Raw genomic sequence first — 22,822 nt, 5'->3', positions numbered from 1 at the left:
TGTTTCTATCCGTGCGTCGAAAGCGCTTGTGCTCGGCCGACAATCTGCCCGTCGAATCAGGGACGAGACGGACCGGGGGCGACTCGGCGGTCGCCACACGACCGACGCGTGCCCAAAGTAACTTCGGCAGGAAGCTCCAAGGGGATCATATGAGCGACGACGCCGCGGACGAACTCGCGGTCGACGAATTCGTCGAATACTGCCGAACGCAGGCAGGGCTCCTGTCCGGGTCCGTCGAGACGATGAACGAGGAAGCCGACGAACTCCTCGACGAGATTGATCAAGAGATGGCCGACATTCGATCGCGCCTCGAGGCGCTGCCGGACGAGGTGCCGGCGACCGAAACGCCGCCGACCGCGGACGTACCCGATACGAGCGAGGCCGACGTCACGGCGATCGAGGAGCGACAACGCGAACTCGAAGAGAAGCAACTCCTCGTCGAGGCGAAACAGGCCCGGATGAAAGCCTTTCAGGACCTGGCTGTCGGCTATACCGAACTCGCCGAAGAGTTACCGTCCACGGCGGACGACGGCGCCGAAGCGCTGACCCGCGTCGTCGAGTTCGAGGCCGATGCCGACGCGCCGGCGTACTTCGACGAGCGCCAGACGGTAGTCGAAGCCGTGATGTCACAAACCGACGAGGACGAGTGATCGGATCGATCTGCCGATCGAGACTCCTTCTCCGGTCAGAGGTCGCCGCTGTTTCGAGTATATCAGAGTCCGTACTATTCCGAATATTGATCTGTGACTGGTACGTCATGTTGAATCATGCCAATCCAATATAGCCAGCGCGAGAAGTCCTACGAACTGTACCGGAAAGGGAAGCGAGAGGGGACGTGGGACCCGGACGATTACGACCTCGAGGGAGACCGAGCCGACTGGCAGCAGTTCTCGGACGACGAGCAACACCGATTCCTCGCGACGTGTTCGGGGTTTTACGACGGCGAGGAGGACGTTACGCGGACGCTCGCACCGTACATGATGGCGCTGGATGCCCTCCCGAACGAGGAGATGCCCTTCGACACCGTTCAAGAGGAGATGTACCTGGCACAACAGGTCTACGAGGAAGCCAAGCACACCGACCTTTTCAGTCGGTACTTCGAGGAAGTCTTCGACACGCAGGAGACCGCGCCTTACCGTGAGGGCGGGTATCAAGAGCAAGGGTACAGCACTGACAACCTCTACGACACCGCGGACGACCTGATGGCCGCGACCGACAGTGGCGACCGAACCGAACTCGTCTATGCGCTCGGCGAGGCGTATCTGAATTACATGGGCATCGTCGAGGCCCAGCTCGCCCGGGGTGGCTACCTCAGTTTCGACCAGATGATCGAACTGAAAGCCGAGCAGATGGGCCGGGATGTCGTCCTCGAGTCGTTCCAGGAGGCTATCGGGAGGGTCCGCCAGGACGAGACGCGTCACATCGAGAACGGCCGCTGGATCCTCCAGCAACTGACCGAAGCCGAACCCGACATCGTCGCGGACGTCTACGAACCGCGCATCGAGGAGTACGTCGAAAACCGGCTGCTCTCCGGCCCGCTCTACGAGGACCAGCCCTTCGAGGGCTACGATCAGCCCAAGATCGGCAAACAGGTCGTCCAGTATTTACAGGACTCCATCGACTACATCGGTGCCGATCAGTTCGACCAGTATGGCGACGTCCGGGCCGCGATGAAGAAACAGCAGGCTGCCGACTGACTCCGGTCGACTCGTTCCGTCGTTCTCGGCCGGCTTCCATCAGAGTGCTTCGAGTACTGGTCTATTCACAGCGCCTCGAGCACTGCGTCTACGTCCTCCCTGGTGTTGTACGCGTGAATCGATGTGCGGATCGCGTCTGGCTTCGGGAGGGATCTGACGACGATCCCACGGTCGGCGAGTCTGTCCACGGCCCGTTCGGGCTCGGCGACGTCGATCGTTATCAGTCCCGATTCGTACGATCGGGGACTGAGCAGTCGGTCGTCCGCCAGGCCGTCTTTGAGCCGATCGGTGAGGGTTTCGACTCGCTGCTGGATCGCGTCGATTCCGACGTCCTCGAGCACGCCGATGGCTTCCGTAAGTCCTGCATGCGGTGCCGGGCTCGCCGTTCCGATTTCGAACCGCTGTGCTCCGGCGGCGTAGCGGTAGTCGCCGGTATTCTCGTCCGCGACGCTCCGGTACCCGATCGCTGCGGGAACGAGATCACGCTCGACCCCGTCGCGGACGAAGAGGAAGCCCGCGCCGAACGGGCCAAGCAGCCACTTGTGGCCCGCCGCGACGACGAAGTCAGCGCTCCACTCGTGGACGTCGACCGGAACCTGGCCGGGCGATTGTACGGCGTCGACCAGCACCAGCGCGTCCGCGTCGTGGGCGATGTCGACGATTTCACTGATCGGCAATCGGGTGCCGTGCGTCCATGTCAACGAACTCACGCAGATCAGCGTCGCCTCCGCCGCGACGGCTTTCACGTCGTCGAGCGCGAGTCGCCCCGCATCTGTCTCGAGAACACGCACGTCGATCCCCGCTTCGCGTTCGAGACGCTGCCACGGCAGGACCCCCGCCGAGTGTTCGAGGTCGGTCCTGACGACGACGTCGTCTTCGCCCCAATCGAACGCGCCCGCGACCCGGTTGATCCCGTCGGTCGTACTCTGTGTGAGCGCAATCTCGCTCGGCGTGCACCTGAGCAGGTCAGCGACTGCCGCTCGCGCGTCGTCGTACGCGTCGACCGCCGCGGGATACATCCCTTCCGCCGCAGGTGCGACGTATTCATGATGCTCGAGCGCGGATTCGGCCGCTTCGACGACGCGGTGCGGGCTCGGCCCGCCGGCACCCCAGTTGCAATAGACGCTCGACTCGAGAGCAGGCATCGTCTCGCGGAGATCGTGTGGCTCCATTACCCGGTCGTTCGCACGCTTCCGTGTTCGGTCTGCCGGTCGAGTCGCGTGGAGGCTCTTATGGACACAGTACTGGACAGACGCGATTACCGGTCGTCGGTTCGTCTGCTGGGCTCGAACCTCTCCGTCTCACCACGTGTTCGCCCACCGAGTGCCGCGTCCGCATCGTAGTGGCCGCGTTCCGAAACCGCGTACATAAACTCCCACGATATGGCGGGAATGGTCAACTCAGTTACCATGGCTCGGGAATCGTCGATACTACTGAACGTATGTCCATCCAATCGATAGTTGAGAAGAAGAACGATGACTGCTACTCAACTCAACCGACGACACGTACTGCAGGCGGTCGGGGCGACCGGCGCGCTCGCCGTGGCCGGCTGTCTCGGGAGCGATGCAGAGGGGAACAGCACGAACACCAACCAGCCGGCGGACGAGGAGGGGCTCTCGGCGGCGAAGGCGGTCGACGTCGACCAGATCGCGCGTGATCCCACAGACATTCCGCCGCCGGTCGACTGGACCAACCCTCGCACGCACGACGTGACGATTCGGACCCAGAAGCTGACCGCCGAAATCGAACCCGGCGTCACATTCGACTACATGACCTTCGAAGGCACGGTTCCGGGGCCGATGATCCGCGTGCGCCAGGGCGACACGGTCAACCTCACGTTCGACGTCCCCGAAGACCTGAACGCGGCGATGCACAACATGGACTTCCACGCGGTCTACGGACCCGGCGGCGGCGCGGAGGCGACCACGATCGCGCCGGACGACGATCCGACGCAGATCAGCTTCCGCGCGGAGTACCCTGGCGTGTTCATCTACCACTGTGCGGTCCCGAGCATGGACTACCACATCAGTTCGGGGATGTTCGGCTCGATCCTGGTCGAACCCGAAGAGGGCCTCCCCGCGGTCGACACCGAGTACTACCTCGGTCAACACGAGATCTACACCACCGGCGATGTGGGTGAGCAGGGCCACCACGAGTTCGACTTCGAGGCGATGATGCGCGAGGACCCCACCTACGTCGTCTTCAACGGTCAGGCCTACGGCTTCACCGAAGACGCCGCCGGGCCGCTGCAGGCTGAGACGGGCGAGACCGCGCGGGTCTACTTCGCCAACGGCGGACCGAACCTGTTGAGTTCGCTCCACCCGATCGGCAACGTCTGGAGCGACCTCTACCGCGACGGCGACCTGCTGTCCGACCCCGCAATCAACGTCGAAACGACGCCTGTCGCACCGGGGACGACCACTGCCGGCGAGATGGCGTTCCCGGTGCCTGGTCCGGTCAAAATCGTCGACCACGCGCTGTCGCGTGTCGTCCACCGCGGAGCGCTCGGGGTCATCGACGTCCAGGGCGACCCCAACCCGAACGTATTCGACGCTGAACCGTGATCGGACATCGACGACCCCGACCTGCGATCGACCCCTTTTCGATTCCCTCCTCCACTGATCGGACGGCTTTCACTTCGTCCATAGGTCGGAACCCGTCTGCTCGAGTTCCAACCTCGTTTTCGGTGACGCAACACGTTCCTTCCCTTCCCGATCGCCAGTAGTCGGGGTGTATTCTTATGCCAGTCCGGGGGCCAATTAGACGCAGTGATGTTCCCCTCGAGCCCATCGATCGCGTTCGACGCGAGCGATCCGGCGACGACGGTCGCGATCGGACGGCTGTTCGCGTATCTCGCGATCGGTATCGCCGCGGTGATCCTTCTCTACTACGCGATCGTCTACGTTCGAGACATCCTCGCGGTCGAGGCCGGCACCGAACTGTGGTATCTCGTGATCGGAATTGGTGCAGCGATCGTCTACGCCATCGCCGGGGTCGCCTCGGTATTGTTCGAACCCGAGTGGATCACTCGATTCGTCGACGGAGCGGTGCTCTTTTTCATCCTCTTCGTCGCGCTTGCGATCCGCGCGATGTATCACGAGCAGCCGGCGGCGGGCGACCGGTCCCAATTGGTGCCCGCGTGGGTCGACTACGTGGTCATCGCTATCTTCGTCGCCGCCTGGTGGGGGACCTTCCTCGTCGAGAGTTCGTCCACGCGATTGGTCGTCGCTGTCGGCTGGATCGTCACGTCCGCCTGGGCGGTGTTCTACGGCATCCGTGCCGTCAGCGTCCACGAAGGGACGACGTTCGCCGCGCTGACTCGTCACCTGTTGCCGGCGATCGTCTGTGTCGTCGCGGTCGTCTTCGTCGACCTCGTGACGAGCTATCTGACCGGCTATGGCGCGCTCGCTGACGCAACCTGGCTCGTCGGGACGACACTGGTCGCCGCGTTTCTCTTCAATACCGCTGTCGCGATCCGCCAGCAAGGTGGCGAACTCGAGCGGCTCTACGACTGGACGACCTGGCGCAAACAGACGTTCGACGATCGGTCCGCCGAGTAAGCCCCGTCGTTCGAGCGAGTGTGCGTGAACCCGGAAACGCAGCCGTCCATCCACCTCCGGGCGGCATTCGGTTCGGCCCGGGCCGAGCAGCCGACGTCCGGTGCGTTCTGATCCGTCGGTTCCGCATCACAGTTCGCCACGCAGGATGACCTCGCTGTCGACTCGCTCGAGCATGTCTTCGGTGACGACGTAGTCCTCGTCGTCTCGATTCTCCCACCCGACGGCTGCGAGCGCCCGTTCCGCCAGACTCGGGTTGGGATCGACGTACGCTCTGCCGTCCTCGACGTCGGCGACGATGCCGAGTTCCTTCCCTTCGACGTCGACAACCGTCTTTCCGATCTCGTCGTCGGTCAGTGATGCAGTCATATCGGCGGCTATGGTACCCGTCTGGGTAAGGCAACGGCCGTCCCGTGCTGGTTCGAATGGAGCCCAGTAAATCGGTCTCGTGGCGCTCTCGGCGGCTACTGGCTGGTCGAGATTGCATACGCGCCCGGGGCTATTTGTCGCTCCGCACTGACGGTACGACGCGCTCGGACGCGCCACCTATCATGACATACACACTCAAGATCAGCGACGATTTGATGGAGCGACTCGACACCTATTGCGAGGAAGGACAATCACACGAGGAACTCATCGAAGAACTGGTTTCGATGTACGAAACGGAGGGCACCTTCTTGCAGGAGGGCTACTCCGAGTGAGACGGGGACGCATTCGAAGTTATCATCCTCGACCGCGTCGAAATCGACCGGCTCGAATCGATTGGACAGCCATTCGTCAGTATCCCCCGCATTTTCGCGTTCGACACGCCGTTTCGATCGTCCATCGACTGTGACAGAGGATGACACTCAAGTAGATGGTCGCTGTATAGGTCAGTATGCACCTGCTAGTCGCCCTCGAGGACTCGGAGCCGGGATGGGCGGCGCTCGAGTTCGCGTGTACGGAACACGCCGACGACGAATTAACGGTACTTCACGCCGTCGACCCGACGAACAGCAGTTACGGTGAGGTCGCACACCTCGGAGCGGATGCGCTACTCGAGCGACTGCGCAACGAGGCGATGGAGTTGCTCGCCGACGCCGAGGACCGCGCGGCAGAACACGACTGTTCGGTCGAGACGGAGACGGTCGTCGGCCAGCCCGCAGACGAAATCGTCACCTACGCCGCGGACAACGACGTCGACCTGATCGTCGTCGGGAGCCACGGCCGAACCGGATTTTCGAGAGTGTTGTTAGGGAGCGTGGCCGAGCGGGTCGGTCGGCAGGCGTCCGTCCCAGTGACGATCGTGAGGTAGTGGCCGTTTGGCAGCGGTGGATTCGACCGTCGTGTCCGTTGATGTCTTGCAATTCTTGTTAGATTTACAGGTGGTTACGGCGACTGCCACGGGGTTTGACCCCGTGGATGAAGCCGATACTCCGTGACACGCCCAAGTACGTCGTGACATACCACATACAGGCGGTGTGATGGCACCACTCGCGTCTGGCTGAGAGTCCACGAACACGGACGTCAGACGCCCCGCCGTGACCACCAGGTATGACTGGGAGACTCCGAATGCACACCTGCGGAGACTGCACTCTCGGTGGATTCCCCACGGAATCTGCAACGTGTGTTTGTCGAGGGACCCTCGACAGGCTATCAGACGACGTCCAACAGGGTCGTGGAACCAGGACGCTTCGGGGTCGTTCAAGAGAGCTTCCCTCTCTCGTGGTGACGGAAGGTCGAAGGCCTTTCGAACCACTTGACGCCGAGGTGTTTCACCAATGTTACAACCCGTTTGTATACGTGGATTGATACAAGCAGGCATGTTTTGTCAGGTGGTGAGGGTTTCAGTAGTGCCGTTCGAGTACGTTCAACGGCAAGTCGTCGGCGGCCACTGCTCGCAGTGGGAACGTGGGCTTGTTCACGCTGGAAAGACACTGAAGGGTCTCGATCACGTACGATCGATCGAACAGGACAGACTAATTACGATCCACTACAGTCACGGTTACATGAACGACTATTACGACGTAGTCATCGCCGGTGCCGGTCCCGCGGGTGCGCAATGTGCCCGCGATCTCGCTGCCAGAGGGTACGACGTCGTCGTCCTCGAGACCGAGGCCGAGGACGAGTTCCCCCGTCAGAGTAACAAGTCAACTGCCGGGACGTTCCCATCGATGATGGCCTCCTTCGGAATCCCCGACGACGTCGTGATGCAGTACACCGACAGCGTCGTCCTCGAGTCGCCGATGGAACACTACGTTCGCGAGCAACCCGGAGCGGTGCTCGAGTTCGCCGACTTCAAGCGTTATCTCGTGAGAGACGGTCGCGACGACGGCGCAGAGTATCGGTTCGACGCCCGCGTCGCGGCCCCTATCATGGACGACGGCGAGATCGTCGGCGTCACCTACAACGGCGACGAGGAGGTCTACGGCGACATAGTCGTCGACGCGACTGGACCGGCCGCTCCCCTCGCGAAGAAACTCGACGTGGTCGACCTCAAACGCGAGAACCACGCGATCGGCATCGAGTACGAGTTCGAAGGGATCGACATCGACCGTCCGGGGTTCGCGGATTTGCACAACGCGATGATGCTGCGTCTGGACCACGACATCGCGCCCGGGGGCTACTCCTGGATCTTCCACACGGGCGAGGACACCGCCAAGGTCGGCCTCTGTTACATTCAAAACGACAGCCACGCCCAGTACGGCCGGGACGACTTCAGCATCGACGATTATCTGACCCACTGGCTCGAGACCGACCCCCGGTTCAGGGACGCCGAGCGAATCGAGGGCAAACAACACCGCGGGTCGGCCCACATTCAGGCGCCCGGTAAACTCCACACCGACCGGTTCATGGCCATCGGCGACACCGTCCCGACCGTCGATCCGCTCTGGGGTGAAGGCATCAACAAGTGTATGCAGTCCGGTCGCGTGGCCGCGGCCGCCGCCGATAGTTGTCTCAAACACGGGAACCTCGAGCCGACCGCAGAGAACCTCGAGGTCTACGAGACGCTCTGGCATCGCGACGTCGCGCCGAGCGCGAAGACCCGACTCCTGATGACGCAACTGCTCTATCTCGCCCCCAACGACCGCTATGATAAACTCATGCGAGATCTGCATCGCCTCGGCGACGAGACGCTCGCCGACGCGAACAACGGAAATCCACTGGCTATCGCGCGGTTGCTCGACCTCGAGGATGGCCCCCTGCTCGCCAGGTTCGCAAAACAGCAGTTCGGCCTCGATCTCGGCGGCCTGCTGTCGTAGGTTCTCGGATCGCTCGGCGAATTGAGCGCCGGCCACTCTAGCCCTGCTTCTCACGTCAGAAATTGTGCCTCGAACGATTGCACGCTCTCGTCGGTGCCGACGAGGACGACCTCGTCGTCCGCCTCGAGGACGAACGACGCCGGATCGAATTCGGTGACCGTCTCGTCTGCTCTGGCGACGGCGAGGACCGTACAGCCCGTCCTCGCGCGGACATCCGCGTCGACGACCGTTCGCCCGGCGAGCCGACCGACGGGAAGTTTCACGACGTCGATCTGCCGGTCGACGGCCAGCACCTCCGCGTCTTCGAAGACGGTCGAGGCGAGCATCCGGCCGCTGACCGTCGCGAGCGACTGGATGTAGTCCGCACCCGCCCGGTAGAGTTTCTGGTCGCTCTCGGCGTCGTTCGCGCGGACGATGATGTCGACTGACGGGTTCAGGTCCCGAACGACGAGCGTCGTGAAGATTGCCGTCGTGTCGTCGTCGAGGGTGACGATCACCGCGGAGGCATCGTCGATCCCGGCTTCGCGGATCGCCGCCGGATCGCGAGCGTCCCCGACCACGTCGACCCCGTCTTTGTCGACTGTGTCGAGAACGGTCACTCGGGAGTTCGTCGTCGCGAGCGCGTCGCCGGCCGCCGCGCCCGACTCACCGTACCCGGCGATCACCACGCGCTGGGCGGCGAAGGGGTGGACTGCCGACAGTGCCTCCGCACGTAACGCATCGATCTGCTCCGGTTCCCCCGCGACGAGGAGTCGCGTCCCAACGTCGATTTCCCGGTCTCGTGGGATCGGACTCTCGAACGACCCGTCGAACCACGCGCCGATGCCGTCTACCCCGTACTTCTCCCGGATCCGGATCTCGCCGGCCAGACGGCCGGCGAGGTCGCTTCCCTCGGCGATCGAGAGCTCGACCAGTTCGAGGTCGTCGGCGATCTCGACGCCCTCGTCGACCGCGGCAGTCACCGCCGTCGGAACGCGGTGAGCGAGACTCTCGCCGAGCAACTGACGCGGCGACAGCACCTCGTCCGCGCCCGCGATTCGGTGATACTCACCGAGGCGCTGGTCCTCGACCAGCGTAACGATCCGAACGTCGGGGTTCGCCTCTCGGGCAGAGAGGACGATGCTCGCGTTCGTATCATCGGCCGAATCGGCCACGACTGCCGTTGCCCGTCCGATCCCGGCGCTCTTGAGGACCGCCGTCGACTCCGGATCGCCGTGGATCACTCTGTATTCCGCCTCGTGAAGTGCGGTCGCCGTCTCCTCGTCCGGTTCGACGACGACGTACTCCCGCCCGCGGGACGCGAGTTCCTCGATGAACGCCTCACCGCGGGGCGTGTACTCGCAGATGACGACGTGATCCTCGAGGTCGGTGGCCGCCGTCGGAGGCGTGATCGCCAGCGTGCTCCGGAGCCACGGAACAGCGAAGACGTCCGCCGCGGTGAGGATCAGACCGATCCCCATGAGTTGCAATCCGATCGTCAGCACGTACATCTGCGGCGTCGCCCATCCCGCATCCTCGCCGTAGCCGGTCGTCGTGAACGACTGGAAGACAATGCCGAGCGACCGGTAAAGCGGCTGTGGGTCGTTCTCCCACGTTGCCATCCCGTAATTGTACAGCAACGTCGCGCCGACGGTCGTCACGACCACGAGGATGAAATAATGGCGAGTGCGGTGTGATCTCCACAGTGGCATATGCTACCTAACCGATGGATGGCTGTTGATGGTATCGGTCGATCGAACTGACGCTGGGGCTTTCGATTTCGATCGCGTTGCGAGAACCGTTCCCGCCGTACGACGAGTACCATCGCGAAAAATCGGTCCGAAGGACCACCTTCGCCGTCGATTTATATCTCGAGTCCGATACGGCAGTCGATGGCGCTCCTCGAGAACCTCGCATTGGTGTTTATTGCGGGACTTATCACGGCCCTCGCGACCGGTCTCGGCGCAGTACCGTTTTTCTTCTTCGAGGGTATCAGCACGCGTCGGAACGTCGTCCTCTGGGGACTCGCGTCAGGGATCATGCTTTCGGCGTCGACCTTTGGTCTCGTTGAGGAGGGGCTGGCCGAGGGAACGCCCCTCGAGATTGCGATCGGCATCGCCGCCGGGGTCGCGCTCGTCGTCGTGGCTCACGACGTCCTGATGGACGCCGATATCGATCCGCGGGAGTACGAGGAAGCCGATTTCAAGAAACTGATCCTCATTCTCGGCATCCTGACCGTTCACAGTTTCCCGGAAGGAGTCGCTATTGGCGTCTCCTTCGCCGATCTCGGGCTCGAAGGCGGAGCCGAGCTCCTCGGCTTTACCGTCCCACTACTGGCGGTCTTTATGACGATCGCGATCTCGATTCACAACATCCCCGAGGGGACCGCGATCTCGATCCCGCTAAAATCGATGGGCGTCTCCGAGTGGAAGATGGTCTGGTGGGCCGTCTTCTCGAGTCTTCCCCAGCCGATCGGGGCCGTCCTCGCGTTTGGGTTCGTCCGGTATGCGCGCGAATTTCTCCCCTACGGCTTCGGCTTCGCTGCCGGCGCGATGATCTTTCTCGTCCTCACCGAGTTCGTCCCCGAAGCCCTCGATATCGGCAAGGAATTGCCCCGAGGCGGCAAGCCCGAACTCGCGGCCGGCGTCGTCGTTGGGAGCCTCGTCATGGTGCCGCTGGCGTTCATCTGAGCGTCGATCGATACTCCGAGACCGGGATGCGGCGACTCGTTCATTCGCCAGTCATTTCACGGGTCTCGCCGTACGTTCTGGACGATGTTCGACACGATCTTGATTCCGACCGACGGCAGCGATCACGCCGAGGCTGCCGCCGAGACCGGTCTCGAGCTCGCGGCCGTTCACGATGCGGCGGTTCACGTCGCCTGCGTCGCCGATACCGGCCCGCTGGGGGATCTCCGGCTCCCGGGTGATGCCGCGAGCGCCGAAGACGCGATGCGCACTCGAGCCCGGGAACACGTCGACGCGATCGTCGACCTGGCCGACGCCACCGATCTCGACGTTACCGGCGTCGTACTTGAGGGACCACCGGAGAACGAACTCCTCGAGTACGCTCGGGATATCGGTGTCGATCTCATCGTCATAGGAACCCGCGGTCGCAGCGGCGTCCATCGGATGGCGCTGGGAAGCGTCACCGATCACGTCATTCGGTTCGGCGATATACCGGTCTTCGTCGCGAACTCGGGACCGCAGACGGAGTGACCCTCGTGTCAGCGGGTTGATCTCCTGTACGGTTCCGATCGTCGTTCTGCTGCGGCGTCAATCGCCCCCGTTATCGGGCAATCTCGTTGATCGCCTCGGTCCGGCGGCCGATCGACCAGCCGAGGAGCGCGAGTCCCGCATAGATCCCGATCGCGGGTAGGGAGTAGATCCCGACGATTCTCTCGAAGGGAAGTCCGAACGCGTCGAAGGCCAACATGAGCAACAACGAGACGAGAAGGAGCGCGATACCGATATCCGCGAACCGCATCGTAGGAAACTCCTGCTGCTCGGGATCGGCTCCCGCCCGACCGAGTGCGTAGAACACAAGCGTGTACGTTATCCAACCGGCACCGAGCGTCAGTACGGTCAACAACACGTCACCGGGGAGATATCGCGGCACGAACACGAGATGAAGCACGAGCGTCACGAGCAGCGCACTGCCGAGCAGCACGTACAACAGCGGCCGTCGATCACCGTTCATCAAATATATTGACTGTCTCGCCGTCTATTACTATTGTGTTGTCGGATCGCACGCAGCCAGTTCCGAACGGGCGCGACTCGAGGATCGGGTGCGACCTACTCGAGAACGCGTCCGTGTTCGTCGATTTCTCCCCTGACAATTCGCGTCGAGGAAATACGCGCACCGTCGTCGTCGAGAACGTACGGGGCGACGATTCCGGACAGCGGGTCCAGCCCGCGCTCGCGCCGCTCGTCGTTGATCTTCTCGAGTTCCGGGGCCGTCTCGGGGGAGACGACGAGCGCATCGATCGACGGATCGTCGGTCGCGATCCCGCGTTCGGTCTCGAGTTGCCGGATTTCGATCTCTCGATCCCACTCGTCGATCTCGGCTATCGCATCGGCCACGGATCGCGTTCGTTCCCCGAAGGTGGGAATCGGACGGGGCTCGTGGCGCGTCTCGACCGCCAGTTCGTCGCTCGTCAGCGCGACGACGACGCCGTCGTCGCCGAATCGAAGCGCGTGTTCGAACAGCGCCCGGTGTCCATCGTGAAACGGCCCAAACGTACCGGCGACTGCAACTCGCATACCAGTATTCGAGTACGAGGATTCCTATAATTGTGGCGCGGACTCCCGTTTACCGTAGGGCGGTCAGATCTGCCACCAGCGCAGGTCCAGTTTCAGGACCTGTCCTCGAGGAGGTCGGTCGTCGTCGCCACCGTCGCGAACTCGCCAGCGAGGTGGGCCAGGGCGGTGCGGTGGACCGTCGTCGCGTCGAACGTCTCGCCGTCGTAGGTCCGTTCGAAGGTCGCGGTCGCGTCGCCGACCACGATGGGATCGAAGCCGAGATTTTCGGCCATTCGCGCGCTCGTCGAAACGCAGTGATCGGTCGTGAGTCCCGCGATAACGAGCGTTTCGTGGTCCCGTTTACGGAGCCACTCCCCGAGATCTGTTCCGATGAACGCGCTGTTGACCGACTTTTCCATGGTCGGCTCGTGCTCGAGGGGCGCCGTCTCCGGTTTAAACGCGAAGCCAGGTTCGTCGCCCCGAAGCGACGAGTCGGGCTCCGTCGAGTCGTGTCGAACGTGGACGACGGGCCGGTCCCGCTCACGCCAGTGCTCGAGCAGTCGCGCCGCGTTCGCTTCCGCATCGGGATTGTTTCGCTCCCCCCAGGAGGGATCGTCGAACCCCTGCTGGAAGTCGATCAGGACGAGGACGGCGTCCTCGAGTCGAGCGCGATTCGAGACGCCCGCATCGACAGTACGATCGGCGGGCGTCATGGGAGTCGCGCAGCAGGTTTCGGATGCGTCCGGGTGATCGTGATCGGACACGTCGACGGTGCTTGCGATTCGTCCGCCGAGAACATGTATTGGGGCCACTCGCGGTCGCCCTCGACGCCCCAGTCGCCGAGGTCGGCGTGCGGACAGACCCCGTCGTATTCCTCGAGGCGGTCCTGGATAACGTCGCGGGCGCGTTGTCCGGCCGGCGCGTCGGCCGTCACGTCGAGATCTTTAAACAGCGCGCGCGGTTGGAACGTAATTTCGAGTCCCACGGGACAGTACCGGCTCTTCCGCGTCTCGTAAAACGGTGCCCGACAGGTCGGAAACATCGGCTCGCCGCCGAGACAGAACTCCCAGTGTGGATCGGCGGGATCGGTAGGGATGTCGTCGGGCCACGGCTCGGGATCGTGGAGATGCAGCGTCTGCAAGATGTGCCAGAGCGCGTCGTGATACGACGCCTCCGAGAGCGGCCGCTCGGGCGGTTCGAAGAAGGTCACGAGCGACGCTCGATCCGAGTGATCCCGATAGCTATCGAGGTACTCGAGAATTCGGTCCCGCAACGTCAGCAACGCCTCCGCGTCGCTCATCGAGGGCACTGCGGTGTACAGCGGTTCTCCCTGTTGAACCGATTCGACGCCGAAGAAACAGGGGAACGGCGATCCGTTTCGCTCCCCGAGCAACCCCTCGCGAAACGTTTCCCAGTGGTCGCCGACCCACGCCGGCGCGTCACCGGTACGAACCCGCCGATCCAGCGTCGCCTGGTCCATCAGTGACTGGATACCCGGCTCGTTCATGTCTCACCCTTTGCGCTCGCGAAAATGTAGCTTGCGTTCCGCTCGAGACGGTGCCGTTTCGCACGCGAACTCACGTCCCGAAGTGTCATGTCGTTCCGAAGCCGCTGCGTTAGATTTCTCGACTCGTTCCGTAATCGTCCGCGTTAGACCGGTTCGACGTCGTCGCCCGTCGTCACGGTTCCGCCCTCGAGAGCCGGGCTCGGAGCCCACCGCAATGTACGAGTGCGTCGCGAATCTCTCGCTCCGGCCTCGTTTAGATGTGGAGAGAAGCCCGTCTCTCCACCTACTGACGCGAAGAGTCAGCCGCTTATTTGAATCGTGAATTTCGCAACTGCGATCGTTAGCAGAGAAATTGGTACTCAGAATTGAGTACATTGACTATGGGCGGGGTGAATTCCACAGGTATTCACACGGGGGCTGAATACCGCTTCTATGTCAAGATAAACATTATTGATGTCGGTGTGATAGGTCATTCATACGTCTTCGTTGGCTGGTTCGCTGTCGAACGCTCGGAGTCTTCTCCTTTCTTGCCATCGCCGTTAGCAGCCACCATGGTTGGCATCTCTCTTGTCAACCGGTAACAGATGTACGCAAAGCACGCGGCTATAACCCCTCCAATAGCCACCATTCCGCTAACATCATCCAGAATCCCTAACGGGGCAAAGAGGCCGAGTGACCACCAGTTTCCGCCCACACTCAGTGCCGAGACAAGTTGAGACCCGTTCGTATCAATGGACTGAAGTCCTCCGGTTATCCGGCCCATTTCAGTGATGTAGGGCGCGAGGAGTGTGCTTGCAATAGTGACGATCGTCGTCATGATTCCACCACTGATAACTGTCCGAACGAGGTTCCCGTGACTAATTGCTGCGGCCCACATGCAAAACAGTGGTAGCGCGACGAGATCCGCTAATGGCATGACGACAACACCGGGGATAAACGCGAGCCCGAGTGCGTACGGGATAAGCAGGAGTCCAGCAATAACAGCCGTCGTATCTGCGAATACAATCGCTCCTGCATCAATACCAATTACAATCTCTTCTCCTCCGAACCGCTCGCTTCCGTTCACACGAGCGGATGCTTGTTCAACTAGCGGATCAAGTCCCTCGACGAGGAGTTCAACCATTCGGGGAAGTAACGCTAACAGTCCAGCGACGTACATCGCTGTTCGGAACGTTTCAAGCACTGACTGTTGAGCAAGCACGCCGATGAACAGTCCAACGAGAAATCCCAAAACAATCGGGTTCCCGAGAGTGCCGATACGTTGTTCGAGAGCATCAGGACTCGCGTTCAGTGTGCCGATGATCGGAAGCGACCGAAGGAACCGGTCTATGGCGAATGCAAATGGTGCCTGAAGAACGCTCTGTGCGTGTGGAAGACTCGCCCCCGGGATGTCGAAATACTCCTGAGAGAGTTCAGCTGTCCAATCAGCAAGTCTCAAGACGATTATCTCGGTGATGATCGCAGCAGCAAGCCCCAGTTCCCAGCTTCCAGTAATCAAATAAACAACAGCTGCATTGAAGGCCCATTGCCAATAGTTCCAGATATCAGCATCAAGGGTACGAGTCCATCCGAATGCGAGCAAAAGAAGGTTTACTCCGAACCCAAGCGGGATTACAAAGACAGTCACTCCCATTGTCCACGTGAATCCTGCAACCGGAGCCCATCCGATATCAAGCCCGATGAGGTTCAGCTCCCAAACCGCTGCAAGCGCTTGAACGGTTTCCCCAATCGGGCCTAATACAAACTCTAAGACTGCAAAAATACCGACGAATGCAACGCCGACGAGGAGGGCAGATCGTATCGATGTAAGTATCGGTAATCGAACAGCTACGCCGAGTGAAAAGATAATTATCGGCATAAGTAGCGCTGGCCCCATGGAAGAAATCAGAAGTTGTAGTTGTTTCAGAAGCTGTGCACCAGTCTCTAATTGCAGTAGTAACTCAAGTGTAAGCAACATTATCGAACACGCTTCGCGTAACCGTTCACGCGAGAAAACCGTAGATTCAAAATATTCATATTATTACTTAAATATTCTGGTTTCCAATAGCGCCAGTTAACGAATCAGACCGCGATAGGGCTGTTGAAATTCTTGATTACCACCAAATCAGGAGAGACGCCCAGTAGAGTTACTGTGCCGGTGGTACCTCAGACGAGTAGTCATTGCAGTCTGATTGGATCTGCTGAATTCAGCTTTTGTACTGAACGAAGTTAGGAAGCAAGTTCGATATTTCTCACAGCCACTTTCAGGACAGGTTCACGGAACTGTCCAAACACGTCCGTGCCCGGAGCGTGTCGCCATACCGCTGCTTGAGCGCAAAAACACAGCCTCAACAATTGACCGACGGTGATATATATCTTCGTCCTGTCGAGCATTATGGGCCATATCCAGCGGGGAGAACTCCCGATGTTTAATTACTGGCTGAACGTCAGCCTCTCGGAGTATTCACGGAGACCGTCCCAGCCGTACCCTCTGTCGGCGGCGATTGTCTCTAACCGATCAAGGTTTCGTATGAATACTTGCCGCCCAACCTGTGTGTCGTGTGGTTGCCTCGTCGAACAATGAATATCCAATATGATATTGTTTCCGCAGTCTACAGTAATACAGCCAGAGTGCCTTGGGGCTTGACCCCGAGGGTGAATCGCGTAAGCTATATGACCCATTCCACCGTATTGAGGAACACAGTTGCGACGTGGGTTAAAGACCTTAATCCGAAGCAACTGCGCGCAGTTGCGAGGAAATGCGACACCTCTCAAAACCCGCGCCTTCGGCGTGGTGCGACGGGTGTTGTCGGGCAGGGTGGAGCCGCCGACCCTCACGGACGCACCGGGCGTTCGGGTGTGAATTCCAGCCGACCTAGTTCGGGAAGGTCGAGGGGAATTAAATTCGCCTGCGTCCATCCGTTCGTTTTTGGACGGCATGGACAAAACGGTGAAGCCTCGGGGCTTGTCCCCGAGGTACTTCACCAGTGCTGTCGTCTTTACTGATGTGAACTACCCCACCCTACTCGCTCGCGGCTAACGCCGTTCGCTCCTTGAGGACGGGGGCTTAGCGCCCTCTCTTTCAGCTAAAAGTGCAGTCTGTCTGACTCGCGTGATGACGGCTAGCCGAATGCCGATCAAATCCAGTCGCATCGATAGCCTGCACACCGCTGCTGTCGTGAAGTTCGTCGGAGAGTCGAAGGAGGGTTCGCCAGACCGCCATCTTGAGCTGCTGCTTCCGTACGCAGACAGTCGTAAAGCCCGACAAATCGCTCGTTTCGAGACCGGCGGTCGATCAGGTGGTTCAGCGCGACCCCCTCGGTCGTCAGGGCTCCTGTCCGGGTTACTTTCCCCGATCATCCCCCGTCCAGGTCAGCTATCCCCGTTGGTTCACACCCGCTCGGGAAGCCAGCCGCCATCGACTTCGATGTTGTCGCCACTGACGTACCCGGTATCCGGATCGAGGAAGAAATACAGCGGCTGAACGAGATCATCGAAGCTCGCGGGCCGCCCGCGAGGCAGTTCGGCGGGGAACTCGTCGGAGTTTCCGACGACGTATGGCGAGATGGCGTTGACGGTTATCCCGTCGTCTTGCGTATCCGCCGCGAGCATGCGGGTAAACATCACCACGCCGGTCTTTGCGACGAAGTAGGGGAAGTTCTTCGGACTCACGAGCCCCTTCTCGCTCGAGGCGTAGCCGACGTTTACGATTCGGCCGTATCCAACCTCTCGCATCCCGGGAAGCGCTCGCTTCGAACAGAGGTACGTTCCGTTGAGGTTGGTCTCGATGACCCGGTTCCAGGTCTCGAACTCGAGATCCGACCAGTGCGACGGCGCGAAGTCGCCGACGTTGTTCACCAGCACGTCGACCGATCCGAGTTCGGATTCGACGGCCGCGAAGAGTTCGTCGACATCGTCCGGATCGGTTACATCGCCCTGTACCGTCATCGTCTCGGCCGCCCCGCGCCTCAGCGCCGCCGCGGCGACGTCGCGAGCCGCCTCGGCGCTCGTTCGGTAGTGAACCGCCGTCTGCGCGCCACAGTCGGCCGTCGCCAGCAACAGTTCGCGACCGATGTCGCTCGCGCTGCCCGTGACGAGTACCGTTCGATCGGAGAGATCTGGTCTGTCCATGCATCCCTTCTGGTCGACTGTGTGGAAAAAATATCTGGAACTAAAACACTGTTGACTGTTCCGAAAACAGGGATTTACATCATTCCGAGTCAGTAGTTGGTACTATGACGTTAGAAACCGTACTCCTCGCCGTCGGACCCAGTGATGCAGACCGAAGCGGCGAACTGGCCGAAGCGGCCCTCGAGATAGCAACACCTGCCGACGCGACCGTCGTTCTCGCTCACGTCTTCACCAGCGACGAATACAACGCCGTGCTCGATCGCCTCGAGTTCGACCGAACTGTCGGCGAAATCGACCCCGACGCCGTCGCGGCGCGCCACTCGACGATCCATGAGCTACGGGACGTCTTCGTCCAACACGACGTCGAGTACGAGATCCGTGGGGCGGTCGGCGACCACGGTTCGTCGATCGTCGATCTGGCAACGAGTACCGGAGCCGATCGCGTCATCGTCGGCGGACGGCGTCGGTCGCCGACCGGGAAAGCCGTTTTCGGCTCGACGGCCCAGGAAGTGCTGCTGTCGGCACCCTGTCCGGTCACGTTCGTCCGGAGCGACGAACACGCTGACTGACCTCGGACCCGGGTGGGTTCGCGGTCAGCCGCCGGTCTCGAGTCTGTGCGGACGCGGCTTCGCTGTGGCGAACGCACATCGTTTCGGGAATACTGCACTCACGAGAACCCTTAAGCGGGTGGCCCGACCACTGTGCCGGTATGGCAATCGACACAGTATTACTCGCTGTCGGGCCGATGGACACAGTGCGCGCACCGGAACTCGCGGAGACAGTTCTCGAGATCGCGGACCCCCTCGACGCGAACGTCGTGATCGGTCACGCATTCACGGAAGACGAATACGAGGACGTCCACGACGATCTCGGATTCGCAGCGCGTGCGGCGAACGTGGATCCGGACGAGGTCGCGGCTCGCCGCTCCCCAGTCCCTGAACTCGCCGAACGGTTCGAGGAGGCCGGTGTCGAGTACGAGATTAGAGGTGCACTCGGCGAAGTCGGTGCCGAGGTCGTCGACATGGCGATCGACGTGGACGCGGATCGAATGGTCGTCGGCGGCCGTCGCCGCTCGCCAGCTGAAAAGGCCGTCCTCGGCTCCGTCTCTCAGGAGATCATCCTCCAGGCGCCCTGTCCGGTCACATACTTCCGCGATCTCGACGTCATGGAGTGACGACGAAAGCCACCGCCGATTCTGTCTGTGCTCACCGTCGCGATTCCGACCGAGTCCGTAACGTATTGAAATCGCTACTCGTTGTCGAGTATAATCTGGGTAGTTAAGTACGGCGGCGTTCGTCCACTAGGATAACATGGTCTACTATGCGGGCGTCGACCTCGGCGCGACCAACGTCCGGGCCATCGTCGCCGAGCCCGATGGGACGACGATCGGCTCGAGTCGCCGATCTACGCCGCGCGGGCCGACAGGTATCGACGTAACGGAAGGGGTGCTCCGAACGCTTCGCGAGGCGTGCGGGCAAGCGGGAATCGGCCCCGAACGGATCGCGGCCACCGGAATCGGGTCGATCGGCCCGTTCGACCTCGCGGAGGGAACCGTGATCGATCCCGCGAACCTGCCCGATTCGATCGACCGGATTCCACTGACGGGACCGATCGCGAAGCTGATCGACAGCGACGACGTGCATCTTCACAACGACACGACGGCGGGCGTCATCGGGGAGCGGTTTCACGCCGCCAGCAACCCTGACGACATGGTTTACATCACCGTCTCCTCCGGGATCGGAGCCGGCGTCTGCTGCGACGGGGAGATTATGGGCGGCTGGGACGGCAATGCCGGCGAGGTCGGTCACTACGTCGTCGATCCGTGCGGCAGATTGACCTGTGGCTGCGGCCACGACGGCCACTGGGAGGCCTACTGTTCCGGTAACGCCATCCCCGACTTCACCAGATTGCTGGCCGAAGACGATCCGACAATCACGACGGACCTCCCGCTCGACGGGCCGGACTTCACGGCGAAAGACGTCTTCGACTTCGCGGGCGAGGACGAACTGGCCGACTACGTCATCGAACAGCTCGCCCACTGGAACGCAATCGGCGTCACCAACGTGGTCCACGCGTTCGCACCGATCGTCGTCTCTTTCGGCGGCGCGGTCGCACTGCACAACGAGGAACTCGTCGTCGACCCGATTCAGGAGCGCGTCGCGGAGATGGTGATGACCAACGTCCCCGAGATTCGCGTCACCGATCTCGGCGACGACGTCGTCGTCGAAGGCGCGCTCGCGAGTGCTATGACCGACGGAACGGGCGACCGACGGCGACTACGAAGCTAAACTACTGACTACCGGCACTTTCCGGTCCCGTCGGCCGTCTCCGATTCACATACCGTCTCTGCCATCGATGATTCGACGATGCTGCCGTCCCAGTGCTCAAGGCCGATTTTCTTGGTCGACTCGAGCACCATAGACGTCCTCGAGTAGTTCCCACAGCGACGGGTGTGCGCTCAGCCTCGGACACGAGGGCTCACGTCTATGTATCTGCATCTCACTGGTGTGACCATGGACCGGAGAGCGTTCCTTCGAGCGAGTGGCGCTGCCGGCCTCGCACCGCTGTCAATCTCGTCGACGGCACCTCGAGTGGTCACCGCCGCTAGCGGACAGGGGACCTACGAACCGCTGGGCAGCCTCCCGATCACGGGCGCTGCGGAGGCAGTCGCGGGCGACCACGGCGAGACTGCCTACGTCGCCGCAACGACTGGCTTCGTCACCGTCGACGTGAGCGACCCCGCCGAGCCTACGCTCCTCGCCGAGGAACGCAACGTCGAGATCGGCGGCTCGCCGCTGACCCAGATCCTCGACGTGAGCGTCGACGGCGATCGGCTGGTCGTCGCGGGTCCCGCCAATCCGGGGTTCGGCGTCGCGGGCGTTCGCCGGTACGACGTGAGCGATCCCGCCGATCCTGTCTCGATTGCCGGCTTCGAGACGGACTATCACATCCACAACTGCGTTCTCGAGGGCGAGTTGCTGTACGTCGTAGCGAATACGCAACAGGAAAACCGGCTCGTGATATTCGACGTTGGCGGCGACGAAATCGCGCAACTCGGTTACTGGTCGCTCCTGGAGCGCGAGCCAGGTTGGGGCGATATCGACATGCTCGCGCGCTACCTCCACGACGTCTCCGTTCGTGATGAAACGGCATACCTTCCCCACTGGAACGCCGGCACGTATCTGGTCGACGTCTCCGACCCGACCGACCCCGCGTACGTCACTCACGTCGCCGAAACCACGCTCGAGGAGCAGCGAGCCATCGCCGACTGGCGGACGGCAGTGTACGGGCTCCCGGGCAACGATCATTACGCCGCGGTCGACGACACCGGGGACCTCATGGCGGTCGGTCGGGAGGCCTGGGCGACCGGCGGTAGCGCGCCTGCCCGACCAGGTGGGATCGACCTCTACGACGTGACCGACCCGACAGACCCCGTCAAACGAGGGCGTATCGACCCCCCGCGGACGATCGACGAATCCTATCGCGGCGGACTGTGGACGACGTCGCACAACTTCGAACTTCGCGGCGAGCGGCTCTATTCGACGTGGTACCGGGGCGGGGTGAAGATCCACGACGTGTCCGATCCCGCGAATCCGGAACGGCTCGCCTGGTGGCGTGATCCCGCACGGACGGCGTTCTGGACGGCTCGCGTCCTCGCTTCCGGAGAGGCCTTCGTCGCGTCCAGCACCGAGGCGATTCCCAACACGTCGCTCGAGGGTGCGCTCTATACGTTCCCGATAGAGGCCGGCACGCAGGCCGATCCGCTGTCGCTACGGAACCCCGAGGACTGGCGGGGCGACACCAACGGGACGAACGAAACCGGTGAGGGAGCGCACAACGAGACCGCGACACGGAGCGACGGGTCAGGAGATTCCATTCCGGGCTTTACCGGCGTTGCGGGACTCGCGAGCGGCGCAGTCGCGCTGGGGTGGCTTCGCAGATGCCGCGGGAACGTTCAGGATTAATTCGGCGGTTTCGGGCCGCGCAACCTAAGTTATTCACCGCTCGAGTTCCTACAGGTGGCAATGACTGATTCCGACGACGATCCGTCCCTCCGGGAGCGCGTCGAGGCGTGGTTGGCACGCGAGATGCCGATCATTCAGATGCACGGCGGAACTAGCGCGGTGCGAGCCGCCGATCCCGAGACCGGGGAGGTCGTCATCGAACTCGGCGGCGGGTGTGCGGGGTGTTCGGTTAGCGACGTCACGACGGGTAACATCGAGGCCGAACTCATCACCTGGCCGGAAATCGAGACGGTCACGGTCCGAGTGCCCGATGCGCGCGACAGTCTCGGCGGACCGGACCAACCCGAGTCGATCATGGGGGTCGACCGTACCGAAGGCGGCCGCGGCGACTGGGGATCGTCGAATCCGGGGAAGGATCACCTGTGAGGCGCCGACGGGCCCACGACTCGACGACGACGATGCGACATGTGCCCATCGTTGACAGGGGCGGCGCGTTTTGGCAAGTCCTATATCCTTTTACGCGC

The 22,822-nt window shown here is 61.8% G+C and carries 24 protein-coding genes and 1 pseudogene; 14 read left to right on the top strand and 11 right to left on the bottom strand.

Translation table 11 applies throughout. The features are described 5' to 3' along the window. The first annotated feature begins 149 nt into the window (after window positions 1–149). Together NJU76_RS04590 and NJU76_RS04585 are read left to right on the top strand one after the other, a co-directional pair. Window positions 150–650 (top strand): hypothetical protein, encoded by a 501-nt coding sequence (locus NJU76_RS04590; RefSeq protein ID WP_254531603.1) that lies wholly within the window; start codon window positions 150–152, stop codon window positions 648–650. 117 nt (window positions 651–767) lie between these two features. Then, window positions 768–1,697 (top strand): ribonucleotide-diphosphate reductase subunit beta, encoded by a 930-nt coding sequence (locus NJU76_RS04585; protein WP_254531602.1) that lies wholly within the window; start codon window positions 768–770, stop codon window positions 1,695–1,697. 65 nt (window positions 1,698–1,762) lie between these two features. Here NJU76_RS04585 and NJU76_RS04580 read toward each other — a convergent pair whose 3' ends face one another. Then, window positions 1,763–2,869 (bottom strand): aminotransferase class V-fold PLP-dependent enzyme, encoded by a 1,107-nt coding sequence (locus NJU76_RS04580; RefSeq protein WP_254531601.1) that lies wholly within the window; start codon window positions 2,867–2,869, stop codon window positions 1,763–1,765. Between the two features lie 303 nt (window positions 2,870–3,172). Here NJU76_RS04580 and nirK point away from each other — a divergent pair, with 303 nt between their 5' ends. Beyond that, the gene (gene nirK, locus NJU76_RS04575; protein WP_254531600.1) at window positions 3,173–4,261 is read left to right on the top strand and encodes a copper-containing nitrite reductase; all 1,089 of its coding nucleotides are present in this window, start codon (window positions 3,173–3,175) and stop codon (window positions 4,259–4,261) included. Window positions 4,262–4,468: 207 nt separating this feature from the next. Further along, window positions 4,469–5,257 (top strand): hypothetical protein, encoded by a 789-nt coding sequence (locus tag NJU76_RS04570; protein WP_425604291.1) that lies wholly within the window; start codon window positions 4,469–4,471, stop codon window positions 5,255–5,257. Window positions 5,258–5,383: 126 nt separating this feature from the next. Here the strand turns inward: NJU76_RS04570 and NJU76_RS04565 are convergent, their stop codons facing one another. Beyond that, window positions 5,384–5,623 (bottom strand): hypothetical protein, encoded by a 240-nt coding sequence (locus NJU76_RS04565; protein WP_254531597.1) that lies wholly within the window; start codon window positions 5,621–5,623, stop codon window positions 5,384–5,386. Between the two features lie 182 nt (window positions 5,624–5,805). Here NJU76_RS04565 and NJU76_RS04560 point away from each other — a divergent pair, with 182 nt between their 5' ends. The 3 genes from NJU76_RS04560 (at window position 5,806) to NJU76_RS04550 (ending at window position 8,496) form a co-directional block, all read left to right on the top strand. Continuing rightward, the gene (locus NJU76_RS04560; RefSeq protein ID WP_254531596.1) at window positions 5,806–5,955 is read left to right on the top strand and encodes a DUF7557 family protein; all 150 of its coding nucleotides are present in this window, start codon (window positions 5,806–5,808) and stop codon (window positions 5,953–5,955) included. Window positions 5,956–6,131: 176 nt separating this feature from the next. Next, window positions 6,132–6,548: a universal stress protein gene (locus NJU76_RS04555; protein ID WP_254531595.1), complete on the top strand. Its 417-nt coding sequence runs from the start codon at window positions 6,132–6,134 to the stop codon at window positions 6,546–6,548. Window positions 6,549–7,242: 694 nt separating this feature from the next. Beyond that, complete coding sequence (locus NJU76_RS04550; RefSeq protein ID WP_254531594.1) at window positions 7,243–8,496, top strand: digeranylgeranylglycerophospholipid reductase; 1,254 nt, start codon at window positions 7,243–7,245, stop codon at window positions 8,494–8,496. A 50-nt stretch (window positions 8,497–8,546) separates the two neighbouring features. On the opposite strand, the gene NJU76_RS04545 is transcribed toward NJU76_RS04550, so the two are convergent. Then, window positions 8,547–10,187, bottom strand: coding sequence for a potassium channel family protein (locus tag NJU76_RS04545; protein ID WP_254531593.1), 1,641 nt, complete (start codon window positions 10,185–10,187; stop codon window positions 8,547–8,549). Window positions 10,188–10,367: 180 nt separating this feature from the next. Between NJU76_RS04545 and NJU76_RS04540 the strand changes: the two genes are divergently transcribed. Beyond that, window positions 10,368–11,165 carry a ZIP family metal transporter gene (locus NJU76_RS04540; protein WP_254531592.1) on the top strand — a complete coding sequence of 266 codons (798 nt, stop codon included), beginning with the start codon at window positions 10,368–10,370 and terminating at the stop codon, window positions 11,163–11,165. Window positions 11,166–11,249: 84 nt separating this feature from the next. Continuing rightward, a complete protein-coding gene (locus tag NJU76_RS04535) occupies window positions 11,250–11,693 on the top strand; it encodes a universal stress protein (RefSeq protein ID WP_254531591.1) in 444 nt (147 codons plus the stop codon). 70 nt (window positions 11,694–11,763) lie between these two features. Here NJU76_RS04535 and NJU76_RS04530 read toward each other — a convergent pair whose 3' ends face one another. The 7 genes and pseudogenes from NJU76_RS04530 to NJU76_RS04495 all read right to left on the bottom strand — a co-directional run bounded on the left by NJU76_RS04530 (window position 11,764) and on the right by NJU76_RS04495 (window position 18,333). Next, on the bottom strand, window positions 11,764–12,174 hold the full coding sequence (locus NJU76_RS04530; protein WP_254531590.1) for a hypothetical protein: 411 nt from the start codon (window positions 12,172–12,174) through the stop codon (window positions 11,764–11,766). A gap of 95 nt (window positions 12,175–12,269) precedes the next feature. After that, window positions 12,270–12,737, bottom strand: a complete 468-nt coding sequence (locus NJU76_RS04525) for a phosphopantetheine adenylyltransferase (protein WP_254531589.1) — start codon at window positions 12,735–12,737, stop codon at window positions 12,270–12,272. Between the two features lie 92 nt (window positions 12,738–12,829). Continuing rightward, window positions 12,830–13,429, bottom strand: coding sequence for a cysteine hydrolase family protein (locus tag NJU76_RS04520; RefSeq protein ID WP_254531588.1), 600 nt, complete (start codon window positions 13,427–13,429; stop codon window positions 12,830–12,832). Beyond that, complete coding sequence (locus tag NJU76_RS04515; RefSeq protein ID WP_254531586.1) at window positions 13,426–14,223, bottom strand: YqcI/YcgG family protein; 798 nt, start codon at window positions 14,221–14,223, stop codon at window positions 13,426–13,428. Before NJU76_RS04515 ends, NJU76_RS04520 begins: the two co-directional genes overlap by 4 nt. A gap of 469 nt (window positions 14,224–14,692) precedes the next feature. After that, window positions 14,693–16,099, bottom strand: a complete 1,407-nt coding sequence (locus tag NJU76_RS04510) for a PTS transporter subunit IIC (RefSeq protein WP_256566674.1) — start codon at window positions 16,097–16,099, stop codon at window positions 14,693–14,695. A 332-nt stretch (window positions 16,100–16,431) separates the two neighbouring features. Further along, window positions 16,432–16,818: pseudogene (locus tag NJU76_RS04505) on the bottom strand (transposase); the annotation flags it as partial. 774 nt (window positions 16,819–17,592) lie between these two features. Then, complete coding sequence (locus NJU76_RS04495; RefSeq protein ID WP_254531584.1) at window positions 17,593–18,333, bottom strand: SDR family NAD(P)-dependent oxidoreductase; 741 nt, start codon at window positions 18,331–18,333, stop codon at window positions 17,593–17,595. A 104-nt stretch (window positions 18,334–18,437) separates the two neighbouring features. Between NJU76_RS04495 and NJU76_RS04490 the strand changes: the two genes are divergently transcribed. The 3 genes from NJU76_RS04490 (at window position 18,438) to NJU76_RS04480 (ending at window position 20,621) form a co-directional block, all read left to right on the top strand. Continuing rightward, window positions 18,438–18,902 (top strand): universal stress protein, encoded by a 465-nt coding sequence (locus NJU76_RS04490; protein WP_254531583.1) that lies wholly within the window; start codon window positions 18,438–18,440, stop codon window positions 18,900–18,902. Window positions 18,903–19,042: 140 nt separating this feature from the next. Further along, window positions 19,043–19,507 (top strand): universal stress protein, encoded by a 465-nt coding sequence (locus tag NJU76_RS04485; protein ID WP_254531582.1) that lies wholly within the window; start codon window positions 19,043–19,045, stop codon window positions 19,505–19,507. Window positions 19,508–19,643: 136 nt separating this feature from the next. Continuing rightward, window positions 19,644–20,621 (top strand): ROK family protein, encoded by a 978-nt coding sequence (locus NJU76_RS04480; protein WP_254531581.1) that lies wholly within the window; start codon window positions 19,644–19,646, stop codon window positions 20,619–20,621. Window positions 20,622–20,629: 8 nt separating this feature from the next. Here the strand turns inward: NJU76_RS04480 and NJU76_RS26510 are convergent, their stop codons facing one another. Next, window positions 20,630–20,752 (bottom strand): hypothetical protein, encoded by a 123-nt coding sequence (locus NJU76_RS26510; RefSeq protein WP_256566180.1) that lies wholly within the window; start codon window positions 20,750–20,752, stop codon window positions 20,630–20,632. A gap of 94 nt (window positions 20,753–20,846) precedes the next feature. On the opposite strand from NJU76_RS26510, the gene NJU76_RS04475 reads away from it, so the two are divergent. Beyond that, window positions 20,847–22,298, top strand: a complete 1,452-nt coding sequence (locus tag NJU76_RS04475) for an LVIVD repeat-containing protein (protein WP_254531580.1) — start codon at window positions 20,847–20,849, stop codon at window positions 22,296–22,298. Between the two features lie 60 nt (window positions 22,299–22,358). Beyond that, window positions 22,359–22,724, top strand: coding sequence for a NifU family protein (locus NJU76_RS04470; protein WP_254531579.1), 366 nt, complete (start codon window positions 22,359–22,361; stop codon window positions 22,722–22,724). Window positions 22,725–22,822 lie beyond the last annotated feature (98 nt).

Source organism: Natrinema gelatinilyticum, assembly GCF_024266705.1.
GTDB lineage: Archaea > Halobacteriota > Halobacteria > Halobacteriales > Natrialbaceae > Natrinema > Natrinema gelatinilyticum.
Note: the sequence above shows the minus strand (reverse complement) of the source record. Positions and strands in the feature narration are given on the sequence as shown.

Coding starts and splice junctions, on each gene's coding strand:
- NJU76_RS04560 (WP_254531596.1), top strand. CDS start 5,806: ATGACATACACACTCAAGATCAGCGACGATTTGATGGAGCGACTCGAC.
- NJU76_RS04515 (WP_254531586.1), bottom strand. CDS start 14,223: ATGAACGAGCCGGGTATCCAGTCACTGATGGACCAGGCGACGCTGGAT.
- NJU76_RS04520 (WP_254531588.1), bottom strand. CDS start 13,429: ATGACGCCCGCCGATCGTACTGTCGATGCGGGCGTCTCGAATCGCGCT.
- NJU76_RS04545 (WP_254531593.1), bottom strand. CDS start 10,187: ATGCCACTGTGGAGATCACACCGCACTCGCCATTATTTCATCCTCGTG.
- NJU76_RS04570 (WP_425604291.1), top strand. CDS start 4,469: ATGTTCCCCTCGAGCCCATCGATCGCGTTCGACGCGAGCGATCCGGCG.
- NJU76_RS04550 (WP_254531594.1), top strand. CDS start 7,243: ATGAACGACTATTACGACGTAGTCATCGCCGGTGCCGGTCCCGCGGGT.
- NJU76_RS04565 (WP_254531597.1), bottom strand. CDS start 5,623: ATGACTGCATCACTGACCGACGACGAGATCGGAAAGACGGTTGTCGAC.
- NJU76_RS04480 (WP_254531581.1), top strand. CDS start 19,644: ATGGTCTACTATGCGGGCGTCGACCTCGGCGCGACCAACGTCCGGGCC.
- NJU76_RS04530 (WP_254531590.1), bottom strand. CDS start 12,174: ATGAACGGTGATCGACGGCCGCTGTTGTACGTGCTGCTCGGCAGTGCG.
- NJU76_RS04485 (WP_254531582.1), top strand. CDS start 19,043: ATGGCAATCGACACAGTATTACTCGCTGTCGGGCCGATGGACACAGTG.
- NJU76_RS04590 (WP_254531603.1), top strand. CDS start 150: ATGAGCGACGACGCCGCGGACGAACTCGCGGTCGACGAATTCGTCGAA.
- NJU76_RS04585 (WP_254531602.1), top strand. CDS start 768: ATGCCAATCCAATATAGCCAGCGCGAGAAGTCCTACGAACTGTACCGG.
- NJU76_RS04540 (WP_254531592.1), top strand. CDS start 10,368: ATGGCGCTCCTCGAGAACCTCGCATTGGTGTTTATTGCGGGACTTATC.
- NJU76_RS04495 (WP_254531584.1), bottom strand. CDS start 18,333: ATGGACAGACCAGATCTCTCCGATCGAACGGTACTCGTCACGGGCAGC.
- NJU76_RS04535 (WP_254531591.1), top strand. CDS start 11,250: ATGTTCGACACGATCTTGATTCCGACCGACGGCAGCGATCACGCCGAG.
- NJU76_RS04525 (WP_254531589.1), bottom strand. CDS start 12,737: ATGCGAGTTGCAGTCGCCGGTACGTTTGGGCCGTTTCACGATGGACAC.
- NJU76_RS04470 (WP_254531579.1), top strand. CDS start 22,359: ATGACTGATTCCGACGACGATCCGTCCCTCCGGGAGCGCGTCGAGGCG.
- NJU76_RS26510 (WP_256566180.1), bottom strand. CDS start 20,752: ATGGTGCTCGAGTCGACCAAGAAAATCGGCCTTGAGCACTGGGACGGC.
- NJU76_RS04475 (WP_254531580.1), top strand. CDS start 20,847: ATGGACCGGAGAGCGTTCCTTCGAGCGAGTGGCGCTGCCGGCCTCGCA.
- NJU76_RS04490 (WP_254531583.1), top strand. CDS start 18,438: ATGACGTTAGAAACCGTACTCCTCGCCGTCGGACCCAGTGATGCAGAC.
- NJU76_RS04580 (WP_254531601.1), bottom strand. CDS start 2,869: ATGGAGCCACACGATCTCCGCGAGACGATGCCTGCTCTCGAGTCGAGC.
- NJU76_RS04555 (WP_254531595.1), top strand. CDS start 6,132: ATGCACCTGCTAGTCGCCCTCGAGGACTCGGAGCCGGGATGGGCGGCG.
- nirK (WP_254531600.1), top strand. CDS start 3,173: ATGACTGCTACTCAACTCAACCGACGACACGTACTGCAGGCGGTCGGG.
- NJU76_RS04510 (WP_256566674.1), bottom strand. CDS start 16,099: ATGGGGCCAGCGCTACTTATGCCGATAATTATCTTTTCACTCGGCGTA.